The sequence below is a fragment of the Cupriavidus sp. USMAA2-4 genome (genome assembly GCF_001854305.1).
GTDB lineage: Bacteria > Pseudomonadota > Gammaproteobacteria > Burkholderiales > Burkholderiaceae > Cupriavidus > Cupriavidus malaysiensis.
Map to the genome: position 1 here is coordinate 1,108,442 of NZ_CP017748.1, position 13,308 is coordinate 1,121,749.

At 66.5% G+C, this 13,308-nt stretch carries 13 protein-coding genes and 1 tRNA gene; 1 reads left to right on the forward strand and 13 read right to left on the reverse strand.

What is annotated here, in order from left to right; genetic code table 11:
- Positions 1-7 precede the first annotated feature (7 nt).
- From BKK79_RS04895 to BKK79_RS04940, 10 genes are all read right to left on the reverse strand, one after another.
- Positions 8-607: an NADH-quinone oxidoreductase subunit C gene (locus BKK79_RS04895; RefSeq protein WP_071011891.1), complete on the reverse strand. Its 600-nt coding sequence runs from the start codon at positions 605-607 to the stop codon at positions 8-10.
- Between the two features lies 1 nt (position 608).
- On the reverse strand, positions 609-1,091 hold the full coding sequence (locus BKK79_RS04900; RefSeq protein ID WP_020203631.1) for a NuoB/complex I 20 kDa subunit family protein: 483 nt from the start codon (positions 1,089-1,091) through the stop codon (positions 609-611).
- Between the two features lie 6 nt (positions 1,092-1,097).
- Entirely contained in the window at positions 1,098-1,457 is a 360-nt protein-coding gene (locus BKK79_RS04905) for an NADH-quinone oxidoreductase subunit A (RefSeq protein WP_071011889.1), read from the reverse strand.
- 170 nt (positions 1,458-1,627) lie between these two features.
- A tRNA-Leu gene (locus tag BKK79_RS04910) sits at positions 1,628-1,712 on the reverse strand.
- Positions 1,713-1,899: 187 nt separating this feature from the next.
- The gene (gene secG / locus BKK79_RS04915; RefSeq protein WP_071037252.1) at positions 1,900-2,265 is read right to left on the reverse strand and encodes a preprotein translocase subunit SecG; all 366 of its coding nucleotides are present in this window, start codon (positions 2,263-2,265) and stop codon (positions 1,900-1,902) included.
- A 45-nt stretch (positions 2,266-2,310) separates the two neighbouring features.
- Complete coding sequence (tpiA, locus tag BKK79_RS04920; RefSeq protein ID WP_257786949.1) at positions 2,311-3,054, reverse strand: triose-phosphate isomerase; 744 nt, start codon at positions 3,052-3,054, stop codon at positions 2,311-2,313.
- Between the two features lie 253 nt (positions 3,055-3,307).
- Positions 3,308-4,312 carry an NAD(P)H-quinone oxidoreductase gene (locus BKK79_RS04925; RefSeq protein ID WP_071037253.1) on the reverse strand — a complete coding sequence of 335 codons (1,005 nt, stop codon included), beginning with the start codon at positions 4,310-4,312 and terminating at the stop codon, positions 3,308-3,310.
- Positions 4,313-4,526: 214 nt separating this feature from the next.
- On the reverse strand, positions 4,527-6,698 hold the full coding sequence (gene pnp / locus BKK79_RS04930; RefSeq protein WP_071011884.1) for a polyribonucleotide nucleotidyltransferase: 2,172 nt from the start codon (positions 6,696-6,698) through the stop codon (positions 4,527-4,529).
- A 435-nt stretch (positions 6,699-7,133) separates the two neighbouring features.
- On the reverse strand, positions 7,134-7,403 hold the full coding sequence (rpsO, locus tag BKK79_RS04935) for a 30S ribosomal protein S15 (RefSeq protein WP_071011883.1): 270 nt from the start codon (positions 7,401-7,403) through the stop codon (positions 7,134-7,136).
- A 165-nt stretch (positions 7,404-7,568) separates the two neighbouring features.
- Positions 7,569-8,816, reverse strand: coding sequence for a branched-chain amino acid ABC transporter substrate-binding protein (locus BKK79_RS04940; protein ID WP_071016216.1), 1,248 nt, complete (start codon positions 8,814-8,816; stop codon positions 7,569-7,571).
- Positions 8,817-9,144: 328 nt separating this feature from the next.
- On the opposite strand from BKK79_RS04940, the gene BKK79_RS04945 reads away from it, so the two are divergent.
- Positions 9,145-9,669 (forward strand): hypothetical protein, encoded by a 525-nt coding sequence (locus BKK79_RS04945; RefSeq protein ID WP_071037254.1) that lies wholly within the window; start codon positions 9,145-9,147, stop codon positions 9,667-9,669.
- Positions 9,670-9,778: 109 nt separating this feature from the next.
- Here the strand turns inward: BKK79_RS04945 and BKK79_RS04950 are convergent, their stop codons facing one another.
- From BKK79_RS04950 to pssA, 3 genes are all read right to left on the reverse strand, one after another.
- On the reverse strand, positions 9,779-11,320 hold the full coding sequence (locus tag BKK79_RS04950) for a 2-isopropylmalate synthase (protein WP_071011878.1): 1,542 nt from the start codon (positions 11,318-11,320) through the stop codon (positions 9,779-9,781).
- Between the two features lie 342 nt (positions 11,321-11,662).
- Positions 11,663-12,166, reverse strand: a complete 504-nt coding sequence (lysM, locus tag BKK79_RS04955; protein ID WP_071037255.1) for a peptidoglycan-binding protein LysM — start codon at positions 12,164-12,166, stop codon at positions 11,663-11,665.
- A 233-nt stretch (positions 12,167-12,399) separates the two neighbouring features.
- Positions 12,400-13,308, reverse strand: a complete 909-nt coding sequence (gene pssA, locus BKK79_RS04960; protein WP_071011875.1) for a CDP-diacylglycerol--serine O-phosphatidyltransferase — start codon at positions 13,306-13,308, stop codon at positions 12,400-12,402.

The window sequence follows — 13,308 nt, forward strand, 5'->3', positions numbered from 1 at the left end:
GCGCTTCTCAGTGCTGCACGCCGCCGTACTTGTCTTCCCGGATCACGCGCGGGGTGATCTCGCGCGGCTCGATGGTCACGGGCTGGTAGATCACGCGCTTCTGCTCGGGGTCGTAGCGCATTTCCACGAAGCCCGAGACCGGGAAGTCCTTGCGGAACGGGTGGCCGACGAAACCGTAGTCGGTCAGCAGGCGACGCAGGTCCGGATGGCCTTCGAACACGATGCCGTAGAAGTCGAATGCTTCGCGCTCGAACCAGTTGGCCGAGTTCCAGATATCGATCAGCGACGGCACCACCGGAAAATCGTCGTCCGGCGCGAACACACGAAGGCGCAGGCGCCAGTTATGGGTGACCGACAGCAGGTGCGAGACGGCGGCGAAACGCGCGCCCTCCCAGGCACCGTCGCCGAAGTCGGAATAGTCGACGCCGCAAACGTCGATCAGCTGCTCGAAGCGCAGCGCGGGATCGTCGCGCAGCAGGCGGGCGGCTTCCAGACTGTCCTCGGCCTTGACGATCAGGGTCAGCTCGCCGAGCGACTCGACCAGCTTCTGTACGCGCTTGCCCAGGACCTTCTCGAGAGCGGACTTGAGGGTATCGATGCTCGCCATGTCAGCCCTTGCGCGCGATGGTGTTGGTGCGGCGGATCTTGTTCTGCAACTGGATCACACCGTAGATCAGCGCCTCCGCGGTCGGCGGGCAGCCCGGCACGTAGATATCGACGGGCACGATGCGATCGCAGCCGCGCACCACCGAGTAGGAATAGTGATAGTAGCCGCCGCCGTTGGCGCACGAGCCCATCGAGATCACCCAGCGCGGCTCGGCCATCTGGTCGTAGACCTTGCGCAGCGCGGGCGCCATCTTGTTGCACAGCGTGCCGGCCACGATCATCACGTCGGACTGGCGCGGCGACGGGCGGAACACCACGCCGAAGCGGTCCAGGTCGTAGCGCGCGGCGCCGGCATGCATCATTTCCACGGCACAGCAGGCCAGGCCGAAGGTCATCGGCCACAGCGACCCGGTGCGGGTCCAGTTGATCAGCTTGTCAGCGGTAGTCGTGACGAAGCCTTCGTTGAGAACGCCTTCGATTGCCATTTCACATCACTCCCAATCGAGCGCGCCCTTTTTCCAGATGTAGACGAAGCCCACGATGAATTCCAGCAGAAACACGCCCATGGCGATGAAACCCGGCCAGCCGATCTCCTTCAGGGCAACACCCCAGGGGAAGAGGAAGGCTGTCTCGAGATCGAACAGAATGAAGAGAATGGCGATGAGGTAGTAGCGCACGTCGAACTTCATGCGCGCATCCTCGAAGGCTTCGAAGCCGCACTCGTAGGGAGAGAGCTTCGCGGCGTCAGGCTTGTTGGGACCGAGGATCCTGCCGATCGACATCAGCGCCACGCCAAGCACGGTGCCGAAGATGATGAGGATGAGGACGGGGAAGTAGGCTTCGAGGTTCAAGGTACGGCCAGCCTTATCTGGAATGTTGTCAACAGCACCAGCTGAAGCGGCGTCCTGTTGCCCACCCCAAGCGCCATTCCGTAGAAGCACGGCGCCGCCTTGCGGACTGCCGGAGTTCACCTCACGCACAACGCGCAAAGGCCCGTGACGCGAACTCCGATCAAGTTGTTTGGTGCCGACGGCGAGACTCGAACTCGCACAGCTTTCGCCACTACCCCCTCAAGATAGCGTGTCTACCAATTTCACCACGTCGGCTGGGGGAGAAACAATGTTGCCTGGCGCCGGGTTTTAGGACCCTTCGGGACTCTCGCTCGACCTTTCGATCTGGTTTGAGACCCACCGCTGGGGAATCGTTTCAAGACTTGGATTCTAACCCAGGAAACCCGATTTGTTCAATGCACAACTGCAAAAAAGATCAGGAATCCCGGGGTCCGAATCCTGATTATTTCGGTACTGCAGGCGCAGCCGACGCCGCGGCAGCCGCGGCCGGTGCGCTGGCGGCAGGCGCCGAAGCGGCGGCCGGCGCAACCTGCGGCGCGGCCCCCATCACCCCCAGCGAAGCCGCCGGACGGTAGTTGGTCATCAGCGTCAGGGCCAGCGTGCAGGCGAAGAAGACCGTCGCCAGCACCGCCGTCGCGCGCGACAGGAAGTTGGCCGAGCCGGTGGCACCGAACAGGCTGCCCGAGGCTCCCGAGCCGAAGGCCGCGCCGACATCCGCGCCCTTGCCGTGCTGGAGCAGCACCAGACCGATCACGCCCAGCGCGGACAGCACCTGCAGGACCACCAACAGAGTTTTGAAAATTGCCATTTGTTTGATTCGCTTGCCTGATCAATCGATCGATACGGCCGGCATTCAGGCGTTGCCGATCGCGAGGAAATCTTCCGACTTGAGCGAGGCGCCACCGATCAGCCCCCCGTCGATATCCGCCATGGAGAACAGTTCGGCGGCGTTGTCCGGCTTGACACTGCCGCCATACAGGATGGCCATGCCCTGCGCCACGCCGGCGTCGCGCGCCGCCACCTGCGCCCGCAGGAAGGCATGCACGGCCTGCGCCTGCGCGCTGGTCGCGGTCTTGCCGGTGCCGATGGCCCAGACCGGCTCATAGGCCAGCACGACGCGGCCGAGCTGCTCGACCGACAGCGCATCCAGCACCGCCTGCAGCTGACGGCCGACCACGGCCTCGGTCTCGCCCGCCTCGCGCTGCGCCAGGGTTTCGCCCACGCACACCACCGGCACGATGCCCGCATCGAGCGCACGCAGCGCCTTGGCCGCGACGACCGCATCGGTCTCGCCGTGGTAGCTGCGGCGCTCCGAGTGCCCGACCAGGGCGTAGCTTACGCCGAAGTCGACCAGCATCGAAGCGGCCACTTCGCCGGTGAAGGCACCGCGCGCCTCGGCCGACACATCCTGCGCGCCCCAGGCCACCGCGCTGCCGCGCAGCAAGGCCTGGCACTGCGCCAGGTAGGGGAACGGTGCGCACACCGCCAGGCGCGCACGCGCCGGTGCCGCCTTGATCGCAGCCAGCAACGCCTCATTGGCGGCCAGGCTGCCATGCATCTTCCAGTTGCCGATGACGAGCTTGTCTCTCACGCGAATCGCCCCTGCCTCATTTTGACTAAACCCAGTATTGTAACGTGGGGATTGCGACGGCGCCATGTCGGCACGGAAAGGCGGCCAAGCCACCCAAGAACCAAGAGGCGGCTTCCTCTTTGCCTTGGCGCGCTGGACCACACCGGCGGCTTCGTTGCGCGTGGCGCCTTGCTAGACCACCCCTCTCCCCCGCCCTCTCCCCATGCGGGGAGAGGGAGCCAAGACACGATGCTTGGCCAACGGTTTTGGCGTACCCGCCTCACCAGGTCAGCACGATCTTCCCGATATGCTCGCTCGACTCCATCAGGCGATGCGCCTCGGCCGCCTGCGCGGCGGGGAAGGTGCGGAAGATCGCCGGCTTGATCTGGCCGGCGGCCAGCAGCGGCCACACCTGCTCGTGCAGGGCGCGCGCGATCTCGCCCTTGAAGGCAACCGGGCGCGGCCGCAGCGTCGAGCCGGTAACGGTGATGCGCCGGCGCAGGATGTCGCCGAGCGGGATTTCCGCCTTGGCGCCGCCGAGCAGCGCGATGATGACGATGCGGCCATCGTCCGCGATGCAGGACAGTTCACGCGCCAGGTAGGAGCCGGCGACCATGTCGAGGATCACGTCGACGCCGCGCCCCTCGGTCAGGGACTTGATCTCGGCGACGAAGTCCTCGGTCTTGTAGTTGATCGCGCGATCCGCGCCGAGCGCCTCGCAGGCGGCGCACTTGTCGGCGCTGCCAGCGGTGACGAAGACCTTGAAGCCGAGCGCCTTGGCGATCTGGATGGCCGTGGTGCCGATGCCGCTGGAGCCGCCCTGGATCAGCAGCGTCTCGTCCTTGCCGCGCGGGCCGCGACCCAGGTAGCCGCGGTCGAAGACGTTGCTCCACACCGTGAAGAAGGTCTCCGGCAATGCCGCGGCCTCGATATCGGACAGGCCGGCCGGCACCGGCAGGCATTGCGCCACCGGCGCCGTGCACAGCTCCGCATAGCCGCCGCCCTGCACCAGGGCGCAGACGCGGTCACCCACCTTGAGGCCGAAGCGGTTGTCGGCGTGCGCGAGATCGCCGCCCGCCACCACGCCGGCCACTTCCAGGCCGGGCAGGTCGGAGGCGCCGGGCGGCACCGGGTAGTTGCCGGTACGCTGGAAGACGTCGGGCCGGTTGACGCCCGAGGCCGCGACGCGGATCAGGATCTCGCCGGCCTTGGGCTGAGGATCCGGGCGCTGCGTTTCCTGCAGGACCTCTGGGGCGCCGTATTCACGGATCTCGATGGCTCGCATTGGGACTCCTTGCTGTGATGGTGCGCGGCGCATGCTGCGCGCCTGTGCCGCGAAAAAAAGGAAGCGGACACGCGGCTTGCGCGGGGGCCGGCCCGCGGGCCGCGCCGTCCGCGCAAGCCGCGGAACTGCCGCAGTGTAAACAAAAAAACGGCTGGACATCGCCAGCCGTTTTTCCGCTGCGCGCCCCGCCTGAACGGGGCGCGGCCTGCCGCGCTTACTGCTGCTCGGTCGAGCCGGCAGCCGGTGCGGGCGCTGCCTCGCCGGCTTGCGCGATCGGGGTGATGGTGCCACCCTCTTCCGCCAGCGCCGCCTTCAGCGACAGGCGCAGACGGCCCTTCTCGTCGGCCTGGATCAGCTTGACGCGCACCTGCTGGCCTTCCTTCAGCCAGTCCTTGATGTCCTTGACACGCTCGTTGACGATCTCGGAGATGTGCAGCAGGCCGTCCTTGCCCGGCAGGATGTTGACGATGGCGCCGAAGTCCAGCAGCTTCAGCACGGTACCGGCGTAGATCTTGCCCACTTCGGCTTCCGCGGTAATGCCCTCGATGCGGCGCTTGGCTTCCGCCATGCCTTCGGTCGAGGTCGACGCGATGGTGATCGTGCCGTCTTCCTGGATGTCGATGGTGGTGCCGGTTTCCTTGGTCAGCGCCTGGATGGTCGAGCCGCCCTTGCCGATCACTTCGCGGATCTTGTCCGGATGGATCTTCATGGTGATCATGCGCGGTGCGTGCGCCGACAGTTCGGTGCGTGCGTGGCCCATCGCTTCCTGCATCTTGCCCAGGATATGCAGACGGCCGTCCTTGGCCTGGGCCAGCGCCACCTGCATGATTTCCTTGGTGATGCCCTGGACCTTGATGTCCATCTGCAGCGCGGTGATGCCGTGGTCGGTACCGGCCACCTTGAAGTCCATGTCGCCGAGGTGGTCCTCGTCACCGAGGATGTCGGTCAGCACGGCGAACTTGTTGCCCTCGAGGATCAGGCCCATGGCCACGCCGGCCACGTGGGCCTTGACGGGCACGCCCGCGTCCATCAGCGCCAGGCAGCCGCCGCACACCGAGGCCATCGAGGAGGAACCGTTCGACTCGGTGATCTCCGATACCAGGCGGATGGTGTAGGCGAACTCGTCCTCCTTCGGCAGCACGGCGATCAGCGCGCGCTTGGCCAGGCGGCCGTGGCCGATCTCGCGACGCTTCGGGCTGCCCACGCGGCCCGTCTCGCCGGTGGCGAACGGGGGCATGTTGTAGTGGAGCATGAAGCGGTCGCGGTATTCGCCGGACAGGGCGTCGATGATCTGCTCATCGCTCTTGGTGCCCAGCGTGGCCACCACCAGCGCCTGGGTCTCGCCGCGGGTGAACAGCGCCGAGCCGTGCGCGCGCGGCAGCACCGAGGAGCGGATCTCGATCGGGCGCACCGTGCGGGTGTCGCGGCCGTCGATACGCGGCTCGCCGGCCAGGACCTGGCCACGCACGATCTTCGCTTCCAGATCGAACAGGATGTTGCCCACTTCGACCTTGTCGGCTTCCACGCCGGCTTCCTGCAGCTTGGCCGCGACGGTCGCGTAGACTTCCTTCAGCTTCTGGCTGCGCGCGGCCTTCTGGCGCAGCTGGTAGGTTTCCTGCAGCAGCGGCAGGCCGATCTCGCTGACCTGTGCGATCAGGGTCTCGTTCTTGGCCGGCGCGGTCCAGTCCCACTCCGGCTTGCCGCCCTCGCGCACCAGTTCATGGATGGCGTTGATGGCGATCTGCATCTGCTCGTGGCCATAGACCACGGCGCCCAGCATCACCTCTTCGGAGAGCTGGTTGGCTTCCGATTCCACCATCAGCACGGCGCGCTCGGTACCCGCCACGACCAGGTCCAGGTCGGAGCTGGCGATCTGCGCGCGGGTCGGGTTCAGCAGGTACTGGCCGTCCTTGTAGCCGACGCGGGCAGCGCCCACCGGGCCGTTGAAGGGGATGCCGGACACGGCCAGGGCGGCCGAGGAAGCGATCAGCGCCGGGATGTCGGCCGGCACTTCCGGGTTCAGCGACAGCACGTGGACAACCACCTGCACGTCGTTGTAGAAGCCTTCCGGGAACAGCGGGCGCAGCGGACGGTCGATCAGGCGCGAGGTCAGCGTCTCCAGCTCCGAGGGACGGCCTTCGCGCTTGAAGAAGCCACCCGGGATCTTGCCGGCGGCGTAGGTCTTCTCGATGTAGTCGACGGTCAGGGGGAAGAAGTCCTGGCCGGGTTTCGGGGTCTTGGCGGCCACCACGGTGGCGAGCACCACGGTGTCTTCCACATCGACGATCACCGCGCCGCCAGCCTGGCGTGCGATCTCGCCGGTCTCCATGCGCACGGAGTGCTGGCCCCACTGGAATTGCTTGACGACTTTGTTGAACATGGTCATGAGCGTTCCTTCGTCTTCGTTCATGCTTGCACCCGAGGGTGCAACGCCCGCGTTCCCAGCCGCGGGCTAACTGCCGGGTCTGCGCCAGTCGCGGTCGAAGGGGAGTGCTATGCCATTCCAGCGCGCCACCTGCCACCCCGTCCCGGGCGGCGATGGCGCGCTGGAATGACACAAGACCCTGCTTCCTTGGCTGGCCCCGGTATCCGTTGGGTAAAGAACAGGTTACGTTACCCCGTTGCGCGCCTTGGTGCAACGGGCGCCGGGCCGTTCGGCGCGGCGACGTGGAGTGAATGGAAATCCACTCGCGCGGGATGGCCGCCCGGCAAGCGACGGGCCACAAAAACAAAATGCCTGCATCAGCGTTGCTGACGCAGGCATCGCGGCTTCACGCCAATGCGTGCGGTCCGAGTTTCCGTGCCGCCATCCGGCCGTGCCTTACTTGCGCAGGCCCAGCTTCTCGATCAGCGCGCGGTAGCGGTCCGCATCGCTGGACTTCAGGTAGTCCAGCAGGCGACGACGACGGCTCACCATGCGCAGCAGGCCACGGCGGCTGTGGTGATCCTTCATGTTGGCCTTGAAGTGCGGGGTCAGTTCGTTGATGCGGGTGGTCAGCAGGGCAACCTGGACTTCGGGGCTGCCGGTGTCGTTGGCGCCACGCGCGAACTGCTTGATGACTTCGGACTTGTTGATATCGGCGACTGCCATGTTGATTTCCTTTCACTTGCGAACGCCACAGCGCGGGATGCGCCGCATGCGTCGTGCCTTGTGTCTTGTCAGGCATCTGCCGCGCCCGGCCGGCTGGCCTGGCAACGACAGGCGGCGATTATAGCGGAAAACGCGGCCGGCGCACACGCCGGCCGCGCCGGCAGGCTAGTAGCGCTCCATCCGGCAGGTGGTGGGCAGCATCGCCTGCGCCGCCGTCAGCTTGCGCACCGTGCGGAAGCCATAGCCGGAGCCCTCGTTGTCGAAGCGCACCTCGCCGCCCTGGCGCGCCATCACCGAGACGTAGAGCGGTTGCTGCAACTGGTGGTCGGCCGCGCGCATGGTGGCATCATGGAAGGCGTTGACATAGCGCATGCCTTCGAGCGCGTGCGCCACCTTGACCGCGTCGGTCGAGCCGGCCTGCTCGATGGCGCGCGCCAGCATCTCGATCATCACCTGCATGCGCAGCAGCAGGTAGTCGTCCCTGGGCTCCGGGTAGCGCGCGCGGAAGGCCCGGTAGAACGCGTCCGACGCGGCACCGCCGACATTGGGATGCCATTCGGCCACCGCCAGCACCTGGCCGACGCCGGCATCGCCCATCGCCGCCGGCGCGCCGAGGCTGTTGCCGTAGAAGGTGTAGAACCTGGCGCCGAGGCCGCCCTCGCGCGCCGCCTTGACCATCAGCGTGAGATCGTTGCCCCAGTTGCCGGTGATCACCGCATCGGCGCCGCTGGCCTTGATCTTGGCGATGTAGGGCGCGAAATCCTTGACCTTGCCGATGGGATGGAATTCCTCCCCCACCACCTTCACGTCCGGTCGCTTGGCGGCCAGCATGGCGGCCGCCGACTGCGAAACCTGGTGGCCGAAACTGTAGTCCTGGTTGATCAGGTAGACGCGGCGCACCGACTTGTCGGTGCGGATGGCCTCGGCCAGGGCCTGCATGCGCATATCGGCGCTGGCATCGAAACGGAAGTGCCAGAAGCTGCAGTTCTCGTTGGTCAGCCCGGGATCGACCGCGGAATAGTTGAGGAACAGCACGCGCGCACCCGGCTCGCGCGCATTGTGGCGGTTGACCGCCGCCACCAGTGCGCCCGCCACCGCCGAACTGTTGCCCTGCAGTACGAAGGGAATGCGCTTGTCGACCAGCGCGCGGAACTGGATCAGGCTCTCGTCGACATTGCCCTTGCTGTCGAAGGTCACCAGGTCCAGCGGGCGCATGCCCTCGGCGGTCTTGACGCCGCCGCGCGCATTGACCTGCTCGATGGCCAGGCGCAGGTTGCGCGCCACCATTTCGCCGGCATTGGCGAAGGGACCGGAAAGTCCGTCGATCATGCCCAGCCGGATCGGCTCCTGTGCGCCGGCCGTCGCAGCCGCCAGGCACACCAGCCCCGCCGCCAGCCAGCGCCATGGCCGCAGGCGCCGACCCGCACCCGCCCCGCAACCGGATTCCGCCTTCTCCGCCGTCTCTTGCACGTCCACCCTCCCGCCAGAAAACGAGCATGGTACGCGAGCGCGCCGGGCCAGGCCAAGTCCGGCACACAGCGGATCGCAAGCGGAAATTGGGGGCGGGATCCGCGCAATAAATAGAAAATAGAGGGGAGATCACGCGGGAAATCGGGGCCGGCCTTGAGCCGGCCGGGTTGCCGCCGGCTTCACACGCCCGGCATGCGCCCGCTACACTCTCCGCATCGGCCTGCTGCCGGGATGCCTCGCGCCCCGGTGCCGCAGGAACCCAAGGATTACCATGCCCTCCTCTTTTCCGCGTATCGTCGCGCAATCGGCGCTGGTCCTGGCCGCCGCCGCGCTCTCGGCCTGCGCCGTGCTGGCTCCCGAGCAGGAAGGCCAGAAGCTGCTCGGCGCACCACAGGCCACGGTCCAGGCCACCTTCGGCCAACCGACCGACATTTTTTCCCTGCGCGACGGCACCAGCCGCTGGATCTATTCCAAGCAGCCGCTCGGCCAGCAGGCCTACGCCGCCGACTTCGACAGCCAGGGCCGGCTGACCGCCTTCCGGCAGATGCTGCAGACGGCCGAGCTGTACAAGGCCGAGGTCGGCACCTGGACCAAGCGTGACGTGCTCGAGCACTTCGGCAAGTCGCGCGAGCCGGTGCAGTACTTCCCGCTGATGAAGCGCGAAGTCTGGTCGTACCGTTTCAAGCACGAGGGCCAGTGGCCTTCGATGTTCAACTTCTACTTCGACGACAGCGGCGTGCTGCGCCAGACCCAGGTCACGCCCGACCCGCTCTACGACGCCGACCGCCGGCGCTGAGGCGAGCCCGCGCGGCCATGAAAAAACCCGCCTACCTCCGGGTCGGAGGCAGGCGGGTCGTTCCGGTCTTCGGGCCGGATCGGCCGTCGACCGCCAGCGCGAATCCGGATCAGATCTGCGGGTTGATCTTCTGCACGGCCTTGTCGTGCAGCTTGTTCAGCGCGGCCAGATAGGCCTTGGCCGAAGCTGCAACGATGTCGGGATCGGTGCCCACGCCGTTGACGATACGGCCGGCCTTCGACAGGCGCACCGTGACCTCGCCCTGGGCCTGCGTGCCGGTGGTGATGGCGTTGACCGAGTACAACACCAGTTCGGCGCCGCTGCCGACCTTGCCCTCGATGGCGTGCAGCGTGGCATCGACCGGGCCGTTGCCCTCGGCCTCGCCGATCTGCTCCTGTCCGTCCATATTGAAGACGACGCGGGCATGCGGACGCTCACCGGTCTCCGAACGCTGCGACAGCGAAACGAAGCGGTAGTGTTCGTTGGACGCCTCGGTGGCCTCGTCGGAGACGATGGCGACGATGTCTTCGTCGAAGATCTCGGCCTTCTGGTCAGCCAGTTCCTTGAAACGGGTGAAGGCGGCGTTGATCTCGGCTTCGCTCTCCATCTCGATGCCCAGTTCCTGCAGGCGCTGCTTGAAGGCGTTGCGGCCGGAGAGCTTGCCCAGCACGATCTTGTTGGCGCTCCAGCCCACGTCCTCCGCGCGCATGATTTCGTAGGTGTCGCGCGCCTTGAGCACGCCGTCCTGGTGGATGCCGGACGCATGCGCGAAGGCATTGGCGCCGACCACGGCCTTATTGGGCTGCACCACGAAGCCGGTGATCTGCGAGACCAGCTTGGAGGCCGGCACGATCTGGGTGGTATCGACACCGACGTCGAGGTCGAAATAGTCGCGGCGGGTCTTGACCGCCATCACCACCTCTTCCAGGCTGGTGTTGCCGGCACGCTCGCCCAGGCCGTTGATGGTGCACTCGATCTGGCGCGCGCCGCCGAGCTTGACCGCCGCCAGCGAGTTGGCCACGGCCATGCCGAGATCGTTGTGGCAATGCACCGACCAGATCGCCTTGTCGGAATTGGGGATGCGCTCGCGCACCGAGCGGATCAGGCCGGCATAGCCTTCCGGCACCGCGTAGCCAACGGTATCGGGCAGGTTGATGGTGGTGGCGCCTTCGGCGATCACCGCTTCCAGCACGCGGCACAGGAAGTCCATGTCCGAGCGGCTGCCGTCCTCGGGCGAGAACTCGATGTCATCGGTGAACTGGCGCGCGAAGCGCACCGCCAGGCGGGCCTGCTCGTAGACCTGGTCGGGCGTCATGCGCAGCTTCTTCTCCATGTGCAGCGCCGACGTGGCGATGAAGGTATGGATGCGGAAGGAATTGGCCGGCTTCAGCGCCTCGGCGGCACGCGCGATGTCCTTGTCGTTGGCGCGGGCCAGCGAGCAGATGGTCGAATCCTTGACGGTCTGGGCAATGGCGCGGATGGCCTCGAAATCACCATTCGAGCTGGCGGCGAAACCGGCCTCGATCACGTCGACCTTCAGTCGCTCGAGCTGGCGGGCGATACGGATCTTCTCCTCGCGCGTCATCGAGGCGCCGGGCGATTGCTCGCCATCGCGCAAGGTGGTGTCGAAAATGATGAGCTTGTCAGACATGGTGGGGCTCCTGGGCCAGTTTTTTGCAGTGTCGGCCTGCCTGCTGCCGGGATGTGCGGGCTGCTGAATGCAAAACGCCCCGGCGTGCAACAAGGCAGGCCGGGGCGTTTGAATCCTGTGTGGCTTCGCGCGAGGGCTCGATCGTCCTCTATCGTCCTCAGCGCGCACGCGTCCCGACCGGGTGGCCTAGTAGGCTACCTAGTAGGATGCGGGTGGAGAGGGCTTGGCGCGAAATCATGCAGAGCAATATATCCGGTTTGGCGGCCGCGCGCAATACGGAATTCTTGCCGAGGCCCCCGGGAAAATCCCGAGGCACCCGCCCCTTCCGCGCGCCCGGGGAACTCACGCTTTGGGCGGGATGCGCAGTTTCTGCCCCGGATAGATCTTGTCCGGGTTCGACAGCATCGGCCGGTTGGCCTCGAAGATGCGGTTGTACTCGGCGCCGTTGCCATAGGCCTCCTGCGAGATGGCCCACAGCGTGTCGCCCTTGACCACCGTGTGCCACTGCGACTCGGCCGACGCGACATTGACCGACATCTTGTCGTCGACCTTGTCCACGCCCTGCACATTGCCGCAGCACAGGATGATCTTCTCCCGCGTGGCCTGGTCCGGCGCCACGCCGAAGACCGTCACCAGTCCCTGCGAGCCGTCGACCTGCACGCTCAGGGCGGTGGCGTCCAGGCCCATCTTGCGGATGTAGTCCTCGATCGCGACACCGGCGGCACGGTTGGCCTCGTCCGCCTTGGCGGCCGCATCGGCCGCCCCGCTGTCCGGCGCGGGGGCGGCCTGCGCCGCTCCGCCGAAGAGTTTCTCTCCTGCTTCCTTGATGAAGTCCAGCACGCTCATGATGACCTCCTGATGGGGCTTGTGCACTACACGGTGAAGCTCCCGCCCCGGCAAGGCCGCGACGGGCAGGACCGCGGCGGGAAAACGAAGCCGCAGCGTAACCGATGCGCGGCCGTCCGCCTGCAAACAAAGGCAAAGACGGACGGCGCAGACAATACCGAACCCGCACGCCGGGCCGGACGCCGCCGCAGAACGGACAAGGGCGCCGCAGCGCCCTTGTTCCTCCAGTCCGGCTAGGAACCCTTGCCGTTGTCACGCACCCGTGCCACGCCCGGCTGGCCATGCAGCCCACGCCAGGCCCACAGTACATAGCCCGAGATCGCATAGACCACGAACAGGCCGAACAGGGCCACCGGCGGATCGGTGGACACCACCACGAACAGCACCAGCACCAGCACCATCACGCCGAACGGCACGCGGTAGCGCACGTCGAGCGCCTTGCCACTGTAGAACGGCGCGTTCGACACCATCGACAGGCCTGCATAGAGCGTGATGCCGAATGCCACCCACGGCATCCACAGGTCCTTCACCGACAGCTTGTTGTCGATCACCAGCCAGACGAAGCCGGCCACCAGCGCCGCCGCCGCCGGGCTCGGCAGCCCCTGGAAGAAGCGCTTGTCGACCACGCCGATATTCGCGTTGAAGCGCGCCAGCCGCAGCGCCGCGCAGGTACAGTAGACGAAGGCTGCCAGCCAGCCCCACTTGCCCAGGTCATGCAGGATCCACTCGTACATCACCAGTGCCGGCGCCACGCCGAACGAGGTCATGTCAGACAACGAATCGTACTGCTCACCGAAGGCGCTCTGCGTGTGCGTGATGCGTGCCACACGGCCGTCCATGCCGTCGAGCACCATGGCCGCGAAGATGGCGATGGCGGCCACGTCGAAGCGCATGTTCATCGCCTGCACGATGGCGAAGAAGCCTGCGAACAGGGCCGCCGTGGTGAAGGCATTCGGCAGCAGGTAGATGCCGCGGTGGCGCGGCCGCACGAAGACCACGTCATCGTGCTCGTCCGCATCGTCGCGGTCGCTGTGCGGGCCGTAGCCGCCCGCGTCGCCGCGCAGCTGATTGTGGCGGAACGGCCGCAGATGGGTCACGTTGCCGTTGCTGACGCGCTTGTTGCGCCGGTTGAATGCACCCAT

What these genes read in the sequence shown, in the direction of transcription:
- BKK79_RS04925 (WP_071037253.1), bottom strand. Translation starts at nt 4,312, where the DNA reads ATGCGAGCCATCGAGATCCGTGAATACGGCGCCCCAGAGGTCCTGCAG.
- pssA (WP_071011875.1), bottom strand. Translation starts at nt 13,308, where the DNA reads ATGGGTGCATTCAACCGGCGCAACAAGCGCGTCAGCAACGGCAACGTG.
- secG (WP_071037252.1), bottom strand. Translation starts at nt 2,265, where the DNA reads ATGGCAATTTTCAAAACTCTGTTGGTGGTCCTGCAGGTGCTGTCCGCG.
- lysM (WP_071037255.1), bottom strand. Translation starts at nt 12,166, where the DNA reads ATGAGCGTGCTGGACTTCATCAAGGAAGCAGGAGAGAAACTCTTCGGC.
- BKK79_RS04900 (WP_020203631.1), bottom strand. Translation starts at nt 1,091, where the DNA reads ATGGCAATCGAAGGCGTTCTCAACGAAGGCTTCGTCACGACTACCGCT.
- pnp (WP_071011884.1), bottom strand. Translation starts at nt 6,698, where the DNA reads ATGACCATGTTCAACAAAGTCGTCAAGCAATTCCAGTGGGGCCAGCAC.
- rpsO (WP_071011883.1), bottom strand. Translation starts at nt 7,403, where the DNA reads ATGGCAGTCGCCGATATCAACAAGTCCGAAGTCATCAAGCAGTTCGCG.
- BKK79_RS04895 (WP_071011891.1), bottom strand. Translation starts at nt 607, where the DNA reads ATGGCGAGCATCGATACCCTCAAGTCCGCTCTCGAGAAGGTCCTGGGC.
- BKK79_RS04945 (WP_071037254.1), top strand. Translation starts at nt 9,145, where the DNA reads ATGCCCTCCTCTTTTCCGCGTATCGTCGCGCAATCGGCGCTGGTCCTG.
- BKK79_RS04950 (WP_071011878.1), bottom strand. Translation starts at nt 11,320, where the DNA reads ATGTCTGACAAGCTCATCATTTTCGACACCACCTTGCGCGATGGCGAG.